Annotated in this window: 1 protein-coding gene; it reads left to right on the forward strand. The window is 70.5% G+C overall.

Annotation, left to right across the window (positions count from 1 at the left end):
* The first annotated feature begins 467 nt into the window (after positions 1 to 467).
* Positions 468 to 24,365 (forward strand): non-ribosomal peptide synthase/polyketide synthase, encoded by a 23,898-nt coding sequence (locus tag AB0F86_RS01555; RefSeq protein WP_356983927.1) that lies wholly within the window; start codon positions 468 to 470, stop codon positions 24,363 to 24,365.
* Positions 24,366 to 24,377 lie beyond the last annotated feature (12 nt).

Here is a 24,377-nt window from a genome sequence, read left to right on the forward strand (position 1 = left end):
AGTGTGTCCTGACACAGTACGAATCTGTGGCGGCAGCAGTGACGTAGCCCGTGGGTGCACCGGGCGGGCGCCTGCCGGTTCGGCGTGTGCGGCCGGGTTGCCCGGCGCCGTCGGATTATGGTGAATTACTCCCGAGTACGAGATTTTGACGGAATCTGGTCCGGTTTATTATCGAAACGAATACGCTTCAGTCGTCTACGGGCGCGTGTGTCGGGTGTCGGGGTTGACGATGGAGGTCGGGAGATAACCGAGTCATTGCTGGTTGTGTGGCGACGAGCTGGAATGTCGCGATCGTGTCATAGCCGATCGCACTGAATTCCGGTGTGAGCGGGCGGATTTCGGGCAGGGTGCCCGGGGTTGGCCGTCCGCGCGCCGATCCCCGACCCGGTGCGAGCCGGGGGAGTTCCGAGAGTTTTTCGCGGCTGCGTGGCGTTACCCGCGGCCGGTAGATGGAAGGCAGTGTTGCAATGACCAACCCCACTCCGGCGTGCGCGCAGATCGATCAGCTGGCGGCGCTGGTGGCGACGGTCGCGGCGATGGAACCGGCACGGACCGCCGTCGGATTCGACGGCACCTCGGTGTCCTACGCGGAGCTGGATGCCCAGCTCACACTGATGGCGGAGCTCACCGGCGGCGCGCTCGACCCCGAGACGCTCGTCCAGGTCGTGCTCGCCGAGCTGTTTCCGGGGGTTGTCGACGCGGCCGAGGGCACCTTCGGGCGCTTGCTGAACACACTGGCCGCCGACGCGATGACCGTGCTCGGGATCGAGGCGCCTGCCGCCGGGGCGACGCTGGTCGACCGATTCGCCGAGCAGCTGGCGCGCACTCCGGATCGGGTGGCGGTGCAGTTCGGTGACCAGACGCTGACCTATGCCGAATTCGATGCCAGGGTCCGGGTGCTGGCCGATCGGCTGGCCGGGCTCGGTGTCGGCCCGGAGTCGCTGGTCGGGTTGGCGATGCGGCGCAGTGTCGAGTTGATCGTCGCCGTGCACGCGATCGTGCGGGCGGGCGGGGCGTATGTGCCGCTGGACCCGGATCATCCGGTGGACCGGTTGCACTACGTGCTCGAGGTGGCACGGCCCGTCGTGGTGGTGACGCGGGCGTGCGACGAACCGGATCTGGGTGGCGCGGCGGTGTTGCGCACCGACGACGTCGACTGGTCCGCGGTACCGGCGGAGATCATGGTGGGAGCGCAGGCTGGGAACACGGCCTATGTCATCTTCACCTCCGGTTCGACCGGTCGGCCCAAGGGTGTCGCGGTGACCCACAGTGCGATCGTGGCGAACCTGGACTGGCGTCAGCGCAGCTATGCGATGGCCGAAGACGACGTGGTGCTGCAGAAGACCCCGTACACCTTCGACGTGTCGGTGTGGGAACTGTTCTGGCCCTTGCAGATCGGTGCCCGGCTGGTGATCGCCGAACCGGGCCGTCACGGTGATCCCGCCTACCTGGCCGACCTGATCGCCCGCCACCGTGTGACGGTGACCCACTTCGTGCCGTCCATGCTGGCCGCCTTCGTCGGTGAGCTGGTCGAGGCCGCGACGGTCGCGGATCTGTCGTCGTTGCGGATGGTGTTCGCCTCCGGTGAGGCATTGCCCGCCGCGACCGCCGCGCGGCTACGCAAGCTGTCGGCGACGGCGCTGCACAACCTGTACGGGCCGACCGAGGCGGCGGTCGACGTCACCGCACACGAGGTGACCGAGGCCGACGAGGTGTCGGTGCCGATCGGTGGGCCCGCCGACGACACCGGGTTGCTCGTGCTCGACGAGAACCTCGACCAGGTGCCCGCCGGGGTGGTCGGTGAGCTGTATCTGTCGGGTGTGCAGTTGGCTCGTGGCTATGTGGCGCGGCCCGGGCTGACCGCCGACCGGTTCGTCGCCAACCCCTACGGCGGGCCCGGTGAACGCATGTATCGCACGGGTGATCTCGTGCGGCAGTTGCCCGGCGGTGCCGAGCTGGAATACCTGGGGCGCACCGACTTCCAGGTGAAGCTGCGTGGGTTGCGGATCGAACTCGGCGAGATCGAGGCCGTGCTGGCGGCGCACCCGCGCGTCGGCAACGCCGCGGTGGTGCTGCACCGGCACGCGGCCGGTGAGGCGCTGGTCGGGTATGTGGTGAGTGTCGACGGGGAGCCTGTCGACGAGGCCGAGCTGGTGGCGCATGCGAAGGCATCGATGCCGGAATACATGGTGCCCTCGCTGCTGGTGCAGTTGCCCGCGATGCCGATCAATGCGAGCGGCAAGCTGGACCGGAAAGCATTGCCCGAACCCGACTTCCGTGTGGCCGCGGCCGAGTTCCGTGCGCCGGTGACCGCGACCGAGCGGGCGGTGGCGGCGCTGTTCGCCGAACTGCTCGACGTCGAGACCGTCGGCCTGGACGACGACTTCTTCCGGCTCGGCGGCAACTCCCTGATCGCCACCCGGGCCATCGCTCGCCTGCACGCGAACTTCGGTGTGCGCGTAGATGTTCGGGACTTCTTCGACAGCCCCACTGTCGCGGTTCTCGCGTCGTTGATCGATGCGGGCGATGCCGACGAGAGGCCGGCTCTCGTCGCAGGCCCCCGCCCCTCCGTTCTGCCGCTGTCGCCCGCTCAACAACGCATGTGGTTCCTGAACCGCTTCGACCCGACCACCGGCGCCTACAACATCCCGATCGCGGTTCGCCTCTCCGGTGCGCTCGATCATGCGGCCTTGCGTGCGGCCGTCCGCGACCTGATCGCCCGCCACGAAGTGCTACGGACCGTCTACCCCGAGGTGGACGGGGTCGGGACGCAGGTTGTGCTCGACCCCGCCGAGGCTTACGAGCTGCTCGTCGCCGAGGCGGCGGGCTGTGCACGTGCCGGGGCATCGGCCCCCGGCGGCGGTGGCCACGGTGTCGTGGAACCGGTGCTCGGCGCCGCGGCTGCGGGTTGCGGTGCAGTCGGTGGCGAAGGCGTTGGTGCGGCGCTGTTGGATCCGATTGTTGTTGCGGCGGAGGAGCTGCGGGAGGTAATCGCCGGAGAGATCCTGCGCGGTTTCGATGTGACGGTGGCGCCGCCGGTGCGGGTGCGGTTGTTCGAGGTCGACGGGGATCACGTGCTTGTGCTCGTGGTGCACCACATCGCGGCCGACGGATGGTCGGCGGGGCCGCTGGTGCGCGACACGATGGCCGCCTATCAGGCACGGACCGGTGGGGGGGCGGCGCCGGCGTGGGAACCGCTGGCGGTGCAGTACGCGGACTACACGCTGTGGCAGCGGGCCGTGCTCGGTGAAGAGGACGATCCGGCTTCGCAGGCGGGGCGGGAGATCGCGTTCTGGCGGGCGGCGCTGGCCGGTCTGCCGGACGAGTCGGGGTTGCCGACGGATCGGCCGCGCCCGGCGACCGCCTCGATGCGTGGGCAGCGGGTCGAGTTCAGCCTTGACGCCGAGTTGGTCACGGCGCTGAATGCTGTTGCCGCCGAACGCGGCGCGACGCTGTTCATGGTGTTGCACGCGGCATTGTCGGTGCTCATCGCCCGTCTGTCGGGCAATGTGGATGTGGCGATCGGTAGCCCTGTCGCCGGGCGCGGTGCCGCCGAACTCGACGATGTGATCGGCATGTTCGTCAACACCGCGGTGCTGCGCACCCAGGTGCGCGCCGGGGAACCGTTCGCCGAGCTGCTCGGCCGCGTCCGGGCCGACGACCTGGCTGCCTTCGAGCACACAACCCTGCCCTTCGAGCGGCTCGTCGAAGTGCTGGCGCCTGCTCGTTCGGCCGGTCGGCACCCCCTGTTCCAGGTGGCGTTGTCGCTGCAGAACCTGCCCGTGACCACCTTCGAACTGCCCGGCCTGCGGGCAAGCGCGGTCGACCTGCCCTACGACATCGAGAAGTTCGACCTGTCGGTGACATTGCGCGAGGCCGCAGCTGATGGTCTGTCCGGCGAATTCTCTTACGCCACAGACCTGTTCGACGTGTCGACGGTTACCACGATGGTGCGCCGCTTCACCGGTCTGCTCTCCGCGATCGCCGCCGCACCGCATACTCCGGTAGCCGATCTGCCGTTGCTGATCGACACCGAACTCACCGAACTCACCACCCGCGGCGGCGGTGTCGCCGAGCCCGCACCCCTGCTGCCCGAAGTGCTGGCCCGTGCCGCCGCCGACCCGGCCGCTATCGCCATCCGCGACGGCGGACAGACCCTCACCTACGGCGAACTCGAAGCCGCCGCCACCAGCTTGGCCGCCCGGCTGGCCGACCACGGTGTGGGCCCGGGAGATGTTGTCGCCGTCAGCATTCCGCGCTCGGCAGCGTCGGTGACCGCCGTGTGGGCCGTCATCAAGTCGGGCGCAGGCTTCCTCCCGGTCGACCCGAACTACCCGGCCGACCGCATCACCCACATGCTCGCCGACGCCGGCGCCGCCGCGGGCATCACCACCGACGAGCTCCGCGCCGACCTACCCGCCGCGGTGGACTGGCTGGTCGTCGACCTCGACGCGGTGCACAGGGACACGCACGCCGATGTCGTCGCGCCGAGGTTTGATGAGGGCGATGGCGGCCGGATCAGCCTCGGACACGGCCCGTCCTACCGGCCGCTGCCAGGTGCGAAACCGGATGCGGATGAAGGTGATTCGTCTGCGGGTGACCGAGTAGATGTCGCGGCCGCGACCGTCGCGTCCGATGTCGTGGGCAACAGCGATGCTACGCACCCGCATTCGGCCGAAGCCGGGAAATCGGCCGGTGGATTCGGCGCCGCGGACATCGCCATCGACGGGTTCGGAGCGTCGGGTGATGCTCGTAGGCCGCATCCGCTCGACCCGGCCTATGTCATCTACACCTCCGGCACCACTGGTCTGCCCAAGGGTGTGGTGATTCCGCACGCGGCTGTCGCCGCCTACCTGCCGGTGCAGGCGGGACGGTATCGGGCTGCGGCGGACGCGCGGGTCCTGCATGTGGCGTCGCCGTCGTTCGACATCTCGGTGGCCGAGCTGCTGCTCACCGTCAGCGCGGGAGCGACCATGGTCGTCGCGCCGAACGGGGTGTTCGGTGGGGCGGAGCTGGGTGAACTGTTGCGGGTCGAACGGGTGACCCATGTGGTCATCACGCCGTCGGCGCTCGCGACGGTCGATCCGGTGGGGCTCGCCGATCTGCGGGTCGTCGTGGTGGGTGGTGAGGCGTGTCCGGCGGAGCTGGTGGCACGGTGGACGACGGCGATTCCGGGGCTGGTGCTCCGCAACGGGTACGGGCCGACCGAAACCACGATCGTCACCAATATCAGCGAACCACTCGGCGCCACAACGCCGATCACCCTCGGTGGTCCCGTGGAGGGGACCACCGAATTGGTGCTCGACGAGCGGCTGCGCCCGGTGCCCGCCGGTGTCGTCGGTGAGCTCTACATCGCCGGCGCGCAGTTGGCGCGCGGCTACCATCGTCGGCCCGCGTTGACGGCGAGCCGGTTCGTCACCAACCCGTACGGCGCGCCGGGTGAGCGGATGTACCGCACCGGTGACACCGTCCGCTGGGTGCGCCGCGGTGACTCCTACGACCTGGAATACCTGGGGCGCAACGACTTCCAGGTGAAGGTGCGTGGGTTCCGGATCGAACTCGGTGAGATCGACGCCGTCCTCGCCAAGTACCCGACGGTGCGTTTCGCCGTCACGATCGGGCACCGCACCGAGGCTGGTGCGACCCTGCTGGTGTCCTATGTGGTGCCGGCCCCCGAGGCCGCCGTCGACACCTCGGAGTTGCTCGCGCATTCCGCCGCGCACCTGCCCGCGCACATGGTGCCCGCCACGATCATGACTCTGGACGAGGTGCCGCTGACCCCGGTCGGCAAACTGGATCGTTCGGCGCTACCCGCTCCCGTATTCGAGGCCGCCGTCTACCGCGCGCCCGTCACCCGTGCCGAACAGGTGGTCGCGGACGCGTTCGCCGAGGTCCTCGGCCTGGAACAGGTCGGCCGCGACGACGACTTCTTCGAGCTCGGCGGCAACTCGCTGCTCGCCACCCGCGTGATGGCCCGCATCGGCACCGACCTGGATATCCGTATCCCGGTGCGGCAACTGTTCGACACCGCCTCGGTCCGCTCCCTGGCCGACGCCGCCGAGCGGCTGCGCGGCACCGGCGTCGGTCCGGCCCTCGTCGCGGGCGTGCGCCCCGACCCCCTGCCGCTGTCCCCGGCCCAGCAGCGCATGTGGTTCCTCAACCGCTTCGACCCCGGTTCATCCGCCGACAACATCCCGATGGCCGTGCGCCTCACCGGCGCCCTCGACGTGCCCGCCCTTCGCGCAGCCCTCGTCGACGTCCTCGACCGCCACGAGGTCCTGCGCACCCGGTACCCCGAACTCGACGGCCACGCGATCGCCGAAATCCTCCCCGTCCCCGGCCTTCTGCCCGACATCCACCCCGAGGTCCTCCCCACCGATGACCTCCCCGACGCGATCCGCACCTTCGCCACGACCGGCTTCGACCTCACCACCGACGCACCCCTCCGCATCGCCCTGTTCCGCGTGCGCGACACCGGGGAAGCGCCGACCACCGGGCACGGTCCGATCGATACGTCAGCGCGCTCCGGCGAGGAACCGCTGCTTGTCGATCCCGCGAGTACTGTTGCGGCACTGCAAGATACGGGTGTATCGGCGGGCGTGCCTACGATGCTCGACGGGGACGCGCCCATCGACGACGGCGTGAGGTCCGGTGCGGCGCAGGGTCGTACGGTGGAGTTCGCCGCGCAGGCGTTGCTGACTGCGCAGGAGCAGTTCGGCGGAGACGCATCGGCCGGTGTCGGTCAGATCCCCGGAGAAGCACGGGAAGCTGCTGTGTCGGTTGACGGTGCAGCGGAGTATGTGCTGGTCATCGTGCTGCATCACATTGCGGCGGACGGGTTTTCGTTCGGCCCGTTGATTCGCGATGTGCTCGCCGCGTACGGGGCGCGGGCTGTGGGGGAGGCTCCCGCGTGGGAACCGCTGAGCGTGCAGTACGCCGATTACGCGGTGTGGCAGCATGCGGTGCTCGGCACCGCGGCCGACCCCGGATCGGTGGCTGCCCAGCAGCTTTCGTACTGGCGTAAGACGCTGGACGGGCTGCCGGAGCAGTTGGAGTTGCCTGCCGATCGGCCGCGGCCTGCGGTCGCCTCACGCAGGGGAGCGCTGCACGCGGTCGAGTTCGAGGCCGAAACGCACCGTGCGCTGGCCGAATTCGCGCGGGCGCACGGGGTGACGGTGTTCATGGCCGTGCACGCGGTGTTCGCCGTGTTGTTGGCGCGCTTGTCGGCGACCACCGATATCGCCATCGGCACGCCGGTGTCGGGGCGTGGGCACCGCGCACTCGACGACCTGGTCGGCATGTTCGTCAACACCCTGGTGCTGCGCACCGAGGTGGCACCCGCGACGCCGTTCGCCGAGCTGGTCGCGCGGGTCCGTGACACCGACCTGGCGGCCCTCGGACACGCCGACGTGCCGTTCGAGAGGCTCGTCGAGGCGCTCGATCCGGTGCGTTCCACGGCCCGCAACCCCCTGTTCCAGGTGATGCTGTCGCTGAACGAGGACACCGCGCGCGAACTCGTCCTGCCCGGCCTGACGGTCGGTGGCGTCGACCTGCCGACCACGGTCGCCAAGTTCGACCTGGAACTCACCCTCACCGAACACCGCGACGAGAACGGCGCTCCCACCAGACTTTCCGGCGCCTTCCTCTATGCCACCGATCTGTTCGACGCGGCGACCGTCGCCGGATTCGCCACCCGCCTGCACCGCGCCCTCACCAGCGCCCTGACGGACCCCACGCGCCCGGTCGGCGACATCGACCTCCTCGACGACACGGAACGCACACAACTGCTCGCCATCGGGGACGCGCCCTCCGCGGCTGGTTCCGCCCTGACAACGCAGTCGACCGACCGGGCCGTGGTCGACGCTGCCGCTCAGGAAGACTCCGCCGCTGCTGCTTCCGACCTGGCAGCGCAGTCGGGTGACCACGTCGCGGCCGCCCGTGCCACCCGAGCGCCCGCCGCTACCGCCACCCTGGCTTCGCTGTTCGCCGACCAGGTCGCGGCCAGCCCCGGCGCAACAGCTCTCATCCTCGATGCCGAACCCGCGGGAGTAGCGCGCGGTGCGGATCTTGCGGACACAGCGGTAGCCCTTGACGCGCAGCAGCCCGTGGTCGGGTCACGCAGTGTGGATCGCGCTGCGACACCGATCGTTTCCGATGCCGAGCCCAGCCGGGTGGGTGGTGTGGGGACTTCGGTCTTCCATCACGCCGAGCGAGGTGGGGCAGGGCGTGGCAGTGGTGCCGACAGCGCGGTAGCGATAGGCGGTCCGGTGTCGGTGCGGTTCACGTATGCCGAGTTCGGTGAGAGGGTTGCTCGGTTGGCCCGGCATCTCATCGGGCTTGGTGCGGGGCCGGGTTCGCTCGTGGCCGTGGCGATGCGGCGTGGTGTCGAGCAGTTGGTCGCGGTGCACGCAGTGCTGGCCGCCGGGGCCGCTTACGTGCCGGTGGATCCGGATCATCCAGCTGACCGAACCGCGTATGTGCTCGCTCAGACGGCGCCGGTGTGTGTGCTTACCGTCGCCGGAAGTGGTGTCGGCGTGGGTGAGGCGGTCGAGGTGGACACCCTCGATCTGTCGGCGCTGTCGGGTGATCCGATCGTCGACGAAGAGCGCTGTGCCCCACTGCGTCCCGACAATCTCGCCTATGTGCTGTTCACCTCCGGTTCGACCGGTCGGCCCAAGGGCGTGGCGGTACCGCACCGCGCGGTGGTGAACCAGCTGCGGTGGTTGCAGAGCACTTATCCGCTCTCCGCCGATGATGTGGTGCTGCAGAAGACGCCCTTCACCTTCGACGCCTCGGTGTGGGAGCTGTTGTGGCCCTTGCAGGTCGGGGCCCGACTGGTTCTGGCCGCGCCCGACGGGCATCGCGATCCGGCGTACCTGGCCGCCGCGACTGCCCGGCACAGCGTGAGTGTGGTGCAGTATGTGCCTTCGGTGTTGACCGCCGTGATGGCGGAAACGACCGGAACCGTGGGCGACCCGCACGATCGGTCCGGCGACGTTTCCCGGGGGCAGAGCGCGCTGCGGCTGGTGTTCGCCGGCGGTGAGGCGCTCACCACCGAACTGGCGCGTACCGTCCGCGAACGCACCGGCGCCACGGTGGTGAACCTGTACGGGCCCACCGAAACCGCCATCCAGGTCACCACCCACCGGTTCGCCGACGACCAGGGTGCGACCGTGCCCATCGGTTCGCCTGTCGCCGAAACCCGTGTGTACGTGCTCGATTCGCGCCTGCACCCGGTCCCGGCCGGTGTGCCCGGCGAACTGTACGTGGCCGGGGCCCAGCTCGCCGACGGCTACCACGGTCGCGCCGACCTCACCGCCGAGCGTTTCGTCGCGAACCCGTTCGGCACCGGCGATCGCCTCTACCGCACCGGTGACCTCGTCACCTGGCGCACCACGTCCACCGGCCCCGCCCTGCACTACCTGGGCCGCACCGATTTCCAGGTGAAACTGCGTGGCCTGCGCATCGAACCCGCCGAGATCGAAGCCGCCCTCACCACGGTTTCCGGCGTTCGCCGCGCGGTGGTCGTCGTCCGCTCGGACGACGGCAAGCCCGACCAGCTCGTCGCCTACATCGTCCGCGACAGCACCGAACCCGAACCCGTCGCGGCTGCCCGACCAGCCTCTCCCTCAATCGGGGTCATCCCGACCGGAGGCGCGCAATCAGCTTCGACTGCAGCCGGTTCCGTACCGACAGGCGGTGCGCAATCAGCCTCGACCGAAGTCGGTGTCGACGGCACAGTCTCGGGTGCGCCCGACCGTGACGCCTGCACTCCGGCGGATCTCGACGCCGCTGTCACCGCCACCCTGCCCGCCTACATGGTGCCGGGCGCCTACGTGTTCCTCGACGAACTGCCGCTCACTGCCTCCGGCAAGCTGGACCGCCGCGCACTGCCCGCCCCACAGGTGCGCCGCACCGTTCACCGGGAGCCCGCGACCACGACCGAACGCATCGTCGCCGCCACCTTCGTCGGCGTGCTCGAACTGGACCGGGTGGGCGCCGACGACGACTTCTTCGCGCTCGGCGGCAACTCCCTGCTGGCCACCCAGGTGGCCGCACGCCTCGGCGCCGCGCTCGACGCGCGCGTCGCGGTCCGTGAATTGTTCGAGGCGAGCACCGTCAGTGGCTTGGCACAGCGCCTGGACACTCTGCGTGGCACCGGGAGCAGGCGCGGGCCGGTGGCGGGTCGACGCCCGCAACGGATTCCGTTGTCGCCCGCGCAGCAGCGGATGTGGTTCCTGCACCGCTTCGACCCGGAGTCCGCCGCCTATCACATCCCCGTGGCCATTCGCCTCAGCGGTGAACTCGACGTCCACGCTCTGCGCGGCGCCTTGGGCGACCTGGTCTACCGGCACGAGACCCTGCGCACCACCTACCCCGAATTCGACGGGCAGGCAACGCAACTCGTCGGCGACCCGTTCGTTCCCGAGCTCACGGTCTCCGACGTTTCCGCCACCGACGTGTCCGGCGCCGTCGCGCAGGTGCTGTCGGGCGGTTTCGACATCACCGCCGAGGTGCCGGTGCGCGTCGCCCTGCTGCGCGTGACGCCGACCGAGCACGTGCTGGTGCTCGTCGTGCATCACATCGCCGCCGACGGGTGGTCGATGGGCCCGCTCACCCGTGACCTGGTTGCCGCCTACGCCGCCCGCGCCACGGGCAGCGCGCCGCAACTGCCGGCGCTCACGGTGCACTACGCCGATTACGCGCTGTGGCAGACCGAGGGGCTCGGCAGCGTCGACGATCCGGACGCACCGCTGGCCCGCCAGCTCGACTACTGGCGGCACCGCCTGGCCGCGCTGCCCGACGTCCTCACTCTGCCGACGGACCGCCGCAGGCCGCTGATCGCCTCCGATCGCGGGGCCACCTTCATCACCGCCTTCGACGCGCACTTGCACCGGGGGATCGAGGAATTGGCTCGGGCGCGCCGGGCATCCACATTCATGGTGCTGCACGCTGGCCTCGCGGTGTTGCTGGCCAGGCTGTCGTCGGGGTCCGACATCGTGGTCGGCACCCCGGTGGCCGGGCGCGGTCATCGCGAACTCGACGACATCGTCGGCATGTTCGTCAACACGCTCGTCCTGCGCGCCGAGGTGCGCGGCGAAACCGGATTCGCCGACCTGCTCGACCAGATCCGCGCCGGTGACCTCGATGCCTTCGACAACGCCGACGTCCCGTTCGAAACCCTCGTCGACACGGTGAACCCCGCACGCTCGCAAGGCTATTCGCCGCTGTACCAGGTGTCGCTCGCCCTGCAGAATCAGCGGCGCGCCGCGTTCGAACTGCCCGGGCTCACCCTCTCCGGTCTCGAGCTGCCGGACGCGCCGATCGAAGTCGACCTGGACTTCACCTTCGTCGACCGGTTCGACGCCGACGGCGAGCCCGACGGGCTCGATCTCGAACTGCGCTACGCGACGGACCTTTTCGACGCCGAGACGGTCGCGACGATGGCTGCCATGCTCGAGCTCGTGCTCCGCGCGGCCGTGCAGGCTCCGGCGACACCCGTCGGCGACCTCGAACTGCTCGCCGAACCGGCCCGCGCCGAGTTGGTGGCGGGCCCGCACGGCGAGGTGGTTCCGCTCGAGCAGGAGCTGGCCGAGCTGGGCATCGGCGCGCCGCTGGCCGCCCATCTGCTCGATGCGGCGGCCGCGCGCGATCCGCAGGCGATAGCGGCCGTTTTCGAGGGCACCGAGATCACCTACGGTGTGCTCGCGGCCAGGGCGAATCGCCTGGCGCGCAGGCTGATCGAGTGCGGTGTCGGGCCGGAAACGCCGGTCGCCGTCGCTGTTCCGCGCGGAATCGACCTGCTGGTCGTGTTGCACGGTGTGCTCGCCGCCGGTGGCGTGTACGTGCCGATCGACCCGGCCCAGCCCGCCGACCGCATCGGCCACGTACTGGCGACGGCGGCACCACGATTGGTCGTCGCCGCCGAGGCGAGCGACCTCGATCACGTGGACGCGGGCATCCGGTCCGCCACCGCCTCGGTGCATTTCGCGGCCGCCTCGCGGTCCGGGTTCCCGGTGCTCACCGTCGCTCAGCTCGAAGACCCTGCGCAGGTCCCGGTGCCGGGTACTCCGGTCACCGATGCCGAGCGCCTCGCACCGCTGCTGCCGGACCATCCGGCGTATGCCCTGTTCACCTCCGGTTCCACCGGTCTGCCCAAGGGCGTGCTCATCACCCACCGGGCGGTGATGAACGAAGTGTGCTGGCTGCGTGGGGAATACGCGTTGACCGCTGAGGATCGCCTGCTACAGCGCGCCCCGCTGACCTTCGACGTGTCGCTGTGGGAACTGCTGGCCCCGGCGTTGCTCGGCGCCACCCTGGTGCTGCTGCGCCCCGGCGGCCACCTCGACCTCGCCTATCAGGCGCGGGTACTGCGCGAACAGCGTGTCACCGTGGTCGAGCTGGTGCCGTCGGTGCTGTCGGCGATGCTCGCCGAAGGGCTCGGTGACGCCCTGCGCGGCCTGCGCATGCTGCATGTGGGTGGTGAGGAACTGCCCGCCCCGCTCGCGGCGACGGTGCTGGCCACGCTGCCCGTCGAGTTGCACAACACCTACGGTCCGACCGAGGTGGCGATCACCAGCACCTTCCAGCAGATCACGGCACCGGTCGAACAGACCGAACTGCCCATCGGTAGGCCCACCTGGAATGTGCGCGCCTATGTCCTCGACGAGCGGCTGCACCCGGTGCCCACCGGTGTGACGGGTGAGCTGTACCTGGCGGGGGCCCAGCTGGCCCGTGGCTACCTGGGGCGGCCGGATCTGACGGCCGACCGTTTCGTCGCCGACCCGTTCGGCGCGAACGGTACCCGTATGTACCGCACCGGCGACCAGGTCCGCCGCGACCGCAATGGTGCGCTGATCTACCTGGGCCGCAACGACTTCCAGGTGAAGATCCGTGGCCTGCGAATCGAGCTCGGTGAGATCGAGGCCGCCCTCGGTGACGTTCCCGGCGTCACGCATGCGACGGTGCTGCCCGCCACGGACGACTCGGGGCGCCAGTGCCTGGTCGGCTATGTGGCCGGTGCGGTCGACGCCGCGAAGGTGCGCGATCATGTGGCGAGCCGCGTGCCCGCCTACATGGTTCCCACGCATTTCGTCGTGCTGGACACGGTGCCGCTGAACTCGGCGGGCAAGCTCGACCGTGCCGCCCTGCCCGCTGCCGACCTGTCGGTCACCACCGCCTATGTGGCGCCACGTCCCGGCACCCAGGCCACGCTCGCCGAGGTGATCACCGACCTGCTCGGCGTGACCCGCATCGGTGCCGACGACGACTTCTTCGCCGTCGGCGGCAACTCACTGCTGGCCATGCGGCTGGTCGCCCGCGCCAACGCGGCACTGGGCAGCGCCCTCGACGTGCGCGACGTGTTCGAAGCACCGACCGTGGCCGGGCTGGCCGAACGCGCCACCGACGGCGAACAGCTGCCGCCGCTGGCCGCGGTGCACCCACGTCCCGACCGAATCCCGTTGTCACTGGCCCAGACTCGTCTCTGGCTGCTCAACCGCATCGACCCTGACTCGGCCGTCTACACCCTGCCCATCGCCCTGCGCCTCACCGGTGACCTCGACATCGCCGCCCTGTGGGCCGCCCTCGCCGACGTCCTCGCCCGCCACGAGGCCCTGCGCACCGTCTTCCCCGAAGACGCGGACGGCCCCACCCAGGTGGTCCTTCCGGTCGACCAGGCCTTGCCCGACGCGGTACTCGAGGAGGTCCCCGAGCCGAACCTCGCAGCTGCTGTCCGCGCCGTCGTAGGGGCGGGCTTCGACCTCACCACCAAGCCGCCCCTGCGCGCGGCACTCCTGCGCCCGGTGCCCACACCGGCGAACGAACTGCCCGACCACGGCCGTCTCGCCGGAAAGTCTGCCGATTACGGGGTCGTCAGCCTCGGTGATGTCCTGCCGCACGTCGTCGACCACCACGAGGTCGGCCGTCGCGCGGGTGCCCACAACGGTGACGGGTCCGAGCGCAATGGCGGCGACCGCGTCGCCACCGGCGGGGTCAACGGTCCTGCCCGAGCTCTGGGCGATGCCTCGGCCGATCGAGTGTCGGGCGACGGGGCGACCACCCATGGGGTGACCTCCGCAGGCGGCTCCACGCGGGGCCATGAGTATGTCTTCGTGTTGGCCGTTCATCACATCGCGGCTGACGGTGTGTCCATCACGCCGTTGGCGCGGGATCTCATCGCCGCGTATGCCGCGCGGACGGCGGGGGTCGCGCCGCAGTGGGAGCCGTTGCCGGTGCAGTACCCGGACTTCACGCTGTGGCAGCGGGAAGTCCTCGGCGACGCCGACGATCCGAAGTCGCGCCTGGCGCGGCAGCTGGCGCACTGGCGTGACGAATTGGCCGGGCTGGCACCGGCTCTCGAGTTGGCGACGGATCGACCGCGTCCCGCTGTGCGCGCGGGGGAGGGCGCTGCCGTCGGATTCGATGTGCCCACCGAGGTCGTCGCCGGGATCGAGGCGCTGGCCCGCAGGCGCGGGACGTCCACGTTCATGGTGGTGCACGCGGCATTCGCGGTGCTGCTGGCCCGGCACGGTGCGGGCGGCGATATCGCCATCGGCACGCCGGTCGCGGGACGAGCCGATGCGGCGCTCGACGATCTCGTCGGCATGTTCGTCAACACCCTGGTCCTGCGCACCCCGGTGGACGCGGGAGCGGCGTTCGCCGACCTGCTCGCCACCGTGCGTGCGGCCGATCTGCGCGCTTTCGCGCATGCGGACCTGCCCTTCGAACGGCTCGTCGACGAACTCAACCCGGTGCGCTCCACCTCGTACGCGCCGATCGTGCAGGTGATGCTCGCCTTCGAGCACCGCGACGACACCACCGTCGAACTGCCGGGCCTGCGGATCGACGAATTCGCGCTGCCCGCGGCGACCACGCAGTTCGACCTGTCCCTCGCCGTCAACGAAACCGCCGGTGCGAGTGGTCGACCGGGGATGCGCGGATGGCTGCGGTACGCCACCGATCTGTTCGACGCCGAGACCGTCGCCGCCTTCGGCGCGCGGTTCGTCCGGGTGCTGCGTGCGGTGGTCACCGACGACGCGGCGATCGTCGGTGAGATCGACCTGCTCGACGCCGCCGATCGGGCCCAGCTCGCGGCCTGGAACTCCACGCACGCGCCCCTGGACACCGATGCCACGCTCGTGTCGATGTTCGCCGAACAGGCCCTTCGCACCCCGGATGCCATCGCCCTCGAATTCGAGGGGCAGCGAATCACTTACGGCGAGTTCGCTGTTCGTGTGGCTCGTCTCGCGCGCTGGCTGATCGGGGAGCGGGTGGGGCCCGGCGCCATCGTGGGTGTGGGACTGCGGCGCGGAATCGATCTGCTGGTCGCGCTCTATGCCGTGCAGGCGGCAGGGGCGGCGTACCTGCCGCTCGACCCCGACCACCCGGCCGACCGGATCGCCGATGTGCTGGCCACCGCGGCACCGGTCTGCGTGCTTGCCGCCTCCGGCTTCCCCGAAACCGGCACTCGCACCATCGATCCCGGCGAACTCGACCTCGACGATTTCGACGCCCACCCGGTGACGGATGCCGATCGTCTCCGCCCGTTGCGCGGTGCCGACCTGGCGTACGTGCTGTTCACGTCCGGGTCGACCGGGAAGCCGAAGGGTGTGGCGGTGAGTCACACCGCCATCGTCAACCGTCTCGTCTGGATGCAAAACACCTACGGGCTCGCACAGGCCGAAACTGTGTTGCAGAAGACGCCGATCACCTTCGACGTGTCGGTGTGGGAACTGTTCTGGCCCTTGCAGATCGGCGCCACGCTGGTGATCGCCCGCCCCGACGGGCATCGTGACCCCGCCTACCTGGCCGAGGTCATCACCCGCACCGGAGTCGGTGTGGCGCACTTCGTTCCGTCGATGCTCGCCGCGTTCCTCGCCGAACCCCGATCCGTCGACTGTGTGTCGCTGCGTTCGGTGTTCGCCTCCGGTGAGGCACTGCCCGCCGCCGATGCGCAGCGTCTGCGCGCGCTGATTCCCGGTGTGGCCGTGCACAATCTGTACGGCCCGACGGAGGCCGCCGTCGACGTGACCTTCCACGAGGTCACCGACGCCGACACCGTGACGGTGCCGATCGGCGCACCGGTCGCCAACACCGCCCTGCACGTCCTCGACGCCCGCCTGCGCCCCGTGCCCGTCGGCACACCCGGCGAGCTCTACCTCGCCGGTGTGCAGCTGGCCCGTGGCTACCTCGGCCGCCCGGACCTGTCGGCCGACCGCTTCGTCGCCAACCCCTACGGCGCACCCGGCGAACGGATGTACCGCACCGGTGACCTCGTCGTACGCACCCGCACCGGTGAACTGGAGTACTTGGGCCGCACCGACTTCCAGGTGAAGCTGCGTGGCTTGCGCATCGAACTCGGCGAGATCGAGGCGGTGCTCGGCGGTATCGACACTGTCGACCGCGCCGTGGTGACCGTCCGTGACGACGGCACCGGCCCCTACCTCACCGCCTACCTCGTCCCCACGCGCGGACAGATCGACCTCGCGCAGGTGAAAGCCCGGTTGCAGGAGGCGCTTCCGACCTACATGGTGCCGGCCGCGTTCGTCGTCCTCGACGCGCTGCCCGTGAACGCCTCGGGCAAACTCGACCGTCGGGCGCTGCCCGCGCCGGAGCTGAGGGCACGCGAATTCCGCGCACCCGCGACGGTGACCGAGATATTGGTCGCCGGGATCATCGGTGACGTGCTCGGGGCTGAGCGCGTCGGTGCCGACGACGATTTCTTCGATCTCGGCGGCAACTCACTGATCGCCACCCGGGTCGCGGCGCGGCTCGGGGCAGCGCTGGACCGGCAGGTGCCGGTGGCCCGCATCTTCGAGGCGCCGGTCGTGGCCGCGCTGGCAACCGCGCTCGATACCGAGGCGGGCCCGGCCCGGCTCGCGCTGACGGCGGGGGAGCGGCCCGCCGTGGTCCCGCTCTCGCCTGCCCAGCAGCGCATGTGGTTCCTCAACCGGTTCGACCCGGACTCGGTGGGCTACAACGTGCCCATCGCCGTCCGGTTGCGCGGCGTACTCGACACCGACGCGCTCGCGGCCGCCGTCGACGACCTGGTCGACCGGCACGAAGTGCTGCGCACCTACTACCCGGAGACCGCCGACGGTCCGGTGCAGCGCATCCTGTCGGCCGCCGAGGCCGGTGTCGCGCTGGAGATCCGCGACATCACCCCGGACGAGGTGGCCGGTGCGGTGACGACCCTGGCCGCGACCACCTTCGACGTGACCGCCGGGGTGCCGTGGCGGGTCGTGCTGTACCGCCTCGACGCCGACGAGGCGGTGCTGGCCCTGGTGGTACACCACATCAGCGCCGACGGGTCGTCGGTGCCGCCGCTGGTGCGCGACCTGATGACCGCCTACCTCGCCCGCCGCGACGGCACCGCGCCCGCGTGGGCGCCGCTGCCGGTGCAGTACGCGGACTACGCGCTGTGGCAGCGGGCCGTGCTCGGCGACGAGACCGACCCCACCTCGGTGGCCGCCCGCCAGCTCGACTTCTGGCGCACCGAACTCGCCGGTGTGCCCGACGAACTCGCGCTGCCCCTCGACCGGCCACGCCCGGCCGTGCGAACCATGGCCGGCGGCACGGTCCCGGTCGCCCTCGACGCTGCCACCCACGCCAGGCTCACCGAGCTGGCCCGCGAGTGCGGTGCCACGCTGTTCATGGTGGTGCACACCGCCTTCGCCGCTCTGCTCGGACGGCTGTCGAACAGCACCGACGTGACCGTCGGTACCCCTGTTGCCGGGCGCGGTGAGGCCGCGCTCGAAGAACTCGTCGGCATGTTCGTGAACACGCTGGTGTTCCGCACCCGGCTGCGGGCGGGAGAATCGTTCCGCCAGTTGCTGATCCGGCAGCGCGCCACCGACCTCGCCGTGTTCGCCAATGCCGACGTGCCGTTCGAACGGCTCGTGGAGGTGCTCGACCCGGCGCGTTCCACCGCCCGGCACCCCCTGTTCCAGGTGGGCTTCTCCTTCCAGAACTTCGAACGCGCCGAACTGGAGCTGCCCGGCATCACCGTGTCGGGTCTGGACACCGACGGGGAGCTGTCGCAGTTCGACCTGCACCTGATCGTCAGCGATGGCTACACGAACGACGGTGCGGCAGCCGGTGTTTCGGGCGTACTCACCTACGCCACCGATGTATTCGACCCAGAAACCGCCGCCGCCGTCGTCACGCGCCTGGAACGGCTGCTCACCGCCGTCGCCGCGGAACCGCAGACTCCCGTGGACGCCATCGACGTGCTCGATGCCGAAGAGCGCACCCGCATCCTCGACCACTGGAACGACACCAGCCACGAGATCGACCGCACGGTAACTCTTCTCGCGCCGTACCGTCACCAGGTCGCCACGCGCCCCGACGCGAGGGCCCTGATCTTCGAGGACGAACACCTCACCTACGGCGAGCTCGACACCCGGGTCAACCGCCTGGCCCGCCACCTCATCACCGACGGCGTCGGCCCCGACACCCTGGTCGCCCTGGCCATGCGTCGCTCGGTCGACCTGGTCGTGGCCATGTACGCGGTTCTCACCGCAGGCGGCGCCTACGTCCCGATCGACCCCGACCACCCCACCGACCGCATCACCCAGATCCTCACCACCGCCCGCCCCCACACGGTCCTCACGACCAGCCGCGACCGCTTCGAAATCGGCGCCGTCACCTCCGGTGAGCCGCCGGCGGCCGACGACCCGGTCGATTCCTCGGTCGCCGGGCACACGGTGCCCTCGGTGGGGGTGCGTGTCGTCCTCGTCGACCACCTCGACCTGCAGGGCTACTCGACCCACCCGGTAAGCGAGGCGGAACGACTTGCGCCGCTGCGGGATTCGAACCTGGCCTATGTGCTGTTCACCTCCGGCTCGACCGGGCGGCCCAAGGGTGTGGCGATGAGTCATGCCGGTGTGCGTAATCAGGTGGCGTGGATGATCGAGCAGTACCGGCTCGGTGCGGGGGATGTGTACCTGCAGAAGTCGGCCGCGACCTTCGACCTGTCTGTGTGGGGGTACTTCGTGCCGCTCGCGGCGGGGGCCACGCTCGTGCTCGCCTCGCCCGACGGGCACCGTGACCCGCTGTATCTCGCGGAGCTGGTCGCGCGGCAGCGCATCACGGTGGCGGACTTCGTGCCGTCGATGCTGAGTATGTTCACCGCGCACGCGGAAGCCGAGCAGCTCAGGAGCTTGCGCCTGGTGCTCGCCATCGGTGAGGCGCTCACCCCGGACACGGTTACGGCTTTCCGAGCGAAATCCTCTGCGGCACTGCACAACCTGTACGGTCCCACCGAAGCCGCCGTTTCGGTGACCGCCTGGCCCGCCGGCGACTCGACCGGGCCGACGGTGCCCATCGGCGTGCCCGAATGGAACACCCGGGTCTACGTGCTCGACGACCGGCTGCGCCCCGTCGCACCGGGTGTGGCGGGCGAGCTGTACCTCGCGGGTGACCAGCTGGCCCGCGGCTACCTCGGTCGTCCGGACCTGACCGCCGACCGGTTCGTCGCCGATCCGTTCACCGCGCCCGGCGAACGCATGTACCGCACGGGCGACCTCGTGCGCTGGACCCGCGACGGTGTGCTCGTCTACCTCGACCGGCGCGACTTCCAGGTGAAGTTCCGTGGTCAGCGCATCGAACTGGGTGACATCGAAGCGGCGCTGCGTGCCCTGCCCGGGGTGCGGCAGGCCGCGGCTGTCGTGTCGCCGAGCCCGACGGGCGACCGCCTCGTCGGTTACGCGGTGCCGCAGCCGGGCGCCGAGCTGGACCCGGCGTTCCTGCGCACAGCCGTCGGGGGTGCCCTGCCGTCGTACATGGTTCCGTCGGTCGTCGTGGTGCTGGATGCGTTCCCGCTCAACACTTCCGGCAAGCTCGACCGGGCCGCACTGCCGGCGCCGGAGTTCGTGGCCCGCCCGTTCCGCGCCCCGGTCACCCCGGTGCAGCGGGTCGTGGCCCAGGTGTTCGCCGAGGTGCTCGGCCGTGAGCAGGTGGGTCTCGACGACGACTTCTTCGAACTCGGCGGCAACTCGCTCATCGCCACCCGCGTCGCCGCCCGCCTCGGCGCGGCACTGTCCACCCGGGTGCCGGTGCGCACCCTGTTCGAGGCGACCACCGTCGCCGCACTGGCCGAGCTGCTCGCCGGCCACGCGGGCAGCGGCGCGGGCACCGCACTGGTTGCGGGCCCACGCCCGCAACGGATCCCGCTGTCGGCCGCGCAGCAGCGCATGTGGCTGCTCAACCGCCTCGACCCGGAATCGGCCGCCTACAACATCCCGATCGCGGTGCGGCTCACCGGCGATGTCGACGCCGACGCCCTGGCTGCCGCCGTCACCGATGTGCTCGAGCGGCACGAGGTGCTGCGCACCGCCTACCCGGCCGTCGACGGTATCGGCCACCAGGCGGTGTGGGAGTTCGTGCCTGCCCCGGTGGTGGAATCCGTCGATCCGATCGCGGTGCCGTCGATCGTGGCCGCCGAGATCGGCAGGGGATTCGACGTCACCGTCGCCCCGCCCGTGCGGGTGCGCGTATTGCGGTGCGCCGCCGACGAAGTGGTGTTGGTCGTGGTGATCCACCACATCAGTGCCGACGGCTTCTCCGCCGGACCACTGCTGCGCGACACCACCGCCGCCTACCTGGCACGGCGCGCGGGCACCGCGCCGGACTGGGCACCGCTGGCGATCCAGTACGCCGACTACACCCTGTGGCAGCGCTCCGTGCTCGGCGACGAGCAGGACCTCGAATCTCCGGCCGCCCGTCAGGTGCGGTTCTGGCGCACCGAACTCGACGGGCTGGCACCGCTGCTCGAACTGCCCACCGACCGGCCCCGCCCCGCCGTCGCCTCCCAGCGCGGTGCGAACGTGGAAACGGCCGTGCCACAAAAAGTCTGGCGGCGTGTCGCCACAGTGGCACGGCGGGCCGACGCCACCGAGTTCATGGTCGCCCATGCGGCCCTCGCGGTACTGCTGGCCCGGCTCAGCGGGTCGGGCGACATCGCTATCGGCACCCCCGTCGCCGGACGCGGTGCCGCCGCGCTCGACGACCTGGTCGGCATGTTCGTCAACACCCTCGTCCTGCGCACCGGTGTGGACCCGGCCACCTCCTTCACCGCGTTGCTGAAGGAAGCCAGGCGGATAGACCTCGACGCGTTCGACAACGCCGATGTGCCCTTCGAACGCCTCGTCGACGTGCTCGACCCGGTCCGTTCGGCCGGGCACAGCCCGCTGTTCCAGGTGATGCTCGCCTTCCAGAACCTGGGAGCCACACCCACCGAGGTGGTGCTGCCGGACCTCGCCGTCACCGCCCTCGACGCCGACGCGGCGGTCGCCAAGTTCGACCTCGACCTCGTCCTCTCGGGCACCGACGACGGCCGCTGCTCGGTGCGGCTCACCTACGCCACCGACCTGTTCGACGCCACCACCGCACATCGGATGGCCGAGGCGTACGTGCGGATCCTCGACGCTGTCACCGCCGACCCGGACATCGCCGTCGGTGATGTCGACCTGCTCACCGACGCCGACCACCGAATGCTCGAAAGCTGGTGTGACACCGACCATCCGCGCGCACCGGAGACGTTGGTCGACGGCTTCTACCGGCAGGTCGCCGCGACCCCCTCGGCCATCGCGTTCGTCGACGACACGACCACCCTCACCTATGGCGACTTCGCGGACCGGGTGAACCGGCTCGCCCGGTACCTCATCACGCTCGGCGTCGGCCCCGACACCGCCGTGGCGGTGGCGGCCCGCCGCTCGACGGACCTGCTGGTCGGGTTGTACGCGGTGATTGTCGCCGGTGGCACCTATGTGCCGGTCGACCCCGACCATCCGGCCGAACGCATCGCGCGCGTCCTCGACATCGCCCGCCCCGCCTGCCTTCTCACCACCTCGCGGGTCCGGGCCGACCTGCCGATCTCGATGGGCCGGGGAATCGACGTGGTCGTGCTCGACGAGATCGAGACGGCAGCACTCTCCGGGCAACCTGTCGACGACGCCGAACGCACCCACTCGCTGCGCCCCGAGCACACCGCGTACGTGATCTTCACCTCCGGATCCACCGGCCTACCCAAGGGCGTGGGGGTGCCGCACCGCGCGATCGTCAACCAACTCGACTGGATGGCACAGGAATTCGGCTTCACCGCCGGGGACACGGTCCTACACAAGACGCCAACCACCTTCGATGCCTCGATCTGGGAACTGTTCCTCGGTCCCCGCGTCGGCGCACGCACCGTCATCGCCCGCCCCGGCGGCCACGGCGACCCGGCCTACCTGGCTGCCGTCATCACCGAGCACCGCATCGACACAGTGCAATTCGCGCCGACGCTGTTGGCCGCCTATCTCGCCCACATCGGCGGAACGGACGCGGTGACGCCGGCTGCCGCCACTCGGCGGCCGTACCGCGACGACAGCCCCGACGCCGGCTCGCAGACCTCGGCTGTCGCGACGAGTCGGTCGCAGGCAGACACCGAAACCGTCGGCGCCATGGTGGCGTTCGCGGCCGGTCGCTCGCCCGATGACCATGGCCCCGGGGTCGGCAGCACCCGCTCGCTGCGGCGGATCTTCGCCGGTGGTGAAGCGCTGCCCGCCGCGCTCGCCCAGCAGGTGCGAACGGTGACCGGGGCCGAGGTCGTGAACCTCTACGGGCCCACCGAGACCGTCGTGCAGGTGAGCACCCATGTCGTCACCGACGACGACACCGTCACCGTGCCGATCGGCACACCGGTGTGGAACACCGGGCTGTACGTGCTCGATGCCCGGTTGCGTCCCGTGCCGCCCGGTGTGGTCGGTGAGCTGTACGTCGGCGGCGCCCAACTCGCCCACGGCTACGTGGGGGCAGGCGCGCTGACGGCCGAACGGTTCGTCCCCGATCCGTTCGGAGCCGCGGGCACCCGCATGTACCGCACTGGTGACCTCGTCCGCTTGCGCGGCGAAAGGGCCGCCTTGGAATACGTCGGCCGCTCCGACCTGCAGGTGAAGCTGAACGGTCAGCGCATCGAACTCGGCGAGGTCGAAGCCGTGTTGGCACGGCAGCCGGGTGTCGCGCAGGCCGCGGCCGCCGTGGTGCCGGGTACGGGTGCCGACCGGCTCGTCGGGTACGTCGTTCCCGCACGGGGGAGAAGCTCCGTCGGCTCGCCCGAGGAGGCCACCACTCCCGGAACTGTTGTCGCCCATAGCATCTCGGTGATCGACACCGCGGCCCTCCGATCGGCGCTGGCCGACGAACTGCCCGGCTACCTCGTGCCGTCGGTGATCGTCGAACTCGACGAGTTCCCGGTGAACACCTCGGGCAAGCTCGATCGCGGCGCCCTCCCTGCCCCGCGCCTGCGCCAGGCCACCTACCGGGCACCCGTCACCGAGACCGAACAGCGGGTCGCCGCCGAATTCGCCAGGGTCCTCGATCTGGACCGAATCGGCATGGACGACAACTTCTTCGACCTCGGCGGCAACTCGCTCACCGCCGTCCAGCTGGCCTCGCGACTGAGCGAAACCCTCGGCACCCCGGTGCCGGTGGCCTGGTTCTTCACCGACCCGACCCCGGCCGTCGTCGTCGAACGCTTGCGCGGCGACGACGCGCAGGCCGACGCCTTCGCCGTCCTGCTGCCCCTGCGCACCGGCGGCACCGGGGCACCGCTGTTCTGCATCCACCCCGTCGGCGGCCTGTCCTGGTCGTTCGCCGGTCTGACCCGCCACCTCGACCCGCAACGCCCCATCTACGGTCTGCAATCACCCGCGCTGACCGCCGACGAACCGGTGCCCGACAGCATCGACGCCTGGGCGCGCCGCTACATCGACGCCATCCGGTCGGTGCAGCCCGAAGGGCCGTACCACCTGCTCGGCTGGTCGCTCGGCGGATTGCTCGCGCACGCGGTCGCCACCGGTCTGCGGGCCGAGGGCGAACAGGTCGCGCGGCTGGCCATGATGGACAGCTGGCTCGGTGACGGACCCGAGCAGACCCCGGCCCCGACGGTCGGCGACCTGCTCGGCGGCCTGGCGGGCGAGGACCTCGACTTCGGCATCGACGGACTCACCGCCGCCGCCGCGAACCTCGGCGGACCGCTCGCCGGACTCGACCGCGCCCGCATCGCCCGCATCATCGACGCAGCACAGGCATCGATGAGCATGGTCGACGACTACCGTCCCCGCCGCTTCGACGGTGACCTGGTGTACTTCGCGGCCACCGTCGACGACCCGACCGGAACACACGGAGCCGCCACCTGGGCGCCGGTCGTCGACGGCGCCGTGATCTGTCACCGCATCGAGGCCACCCACTGGGCGATGGCGAACGAGCACGCGCTCGCCCGCATCGCACAGGTCCTCGACGCGACCGGCCGTGGTGAACCGGCGCCGCGGCCACGGGCGACGACGAGGGTCGATGCACGGGCGGGGGCGGGCGGCGCATAGAATCGATGAGCC

The organism is Nocardia sp. NPDC023733 (assembly GCF_040639775.1).
GTDB classification, from domain to species: Bacteria; Actinomycetota; Actinomycetes; order Mycobacteriales; family Mycobacteriaceae; genus Nocardia; species Nocardia rosealba.

Coding starts and splice junctions, on each gene's coding strand:
- AB0F86_RS01555 (WP_356983927.1), top strand. CDS start 468: ATGACCAACCCCACTCCGGCGTGCGCGCAGATCGATCAGCTGGCGGCG.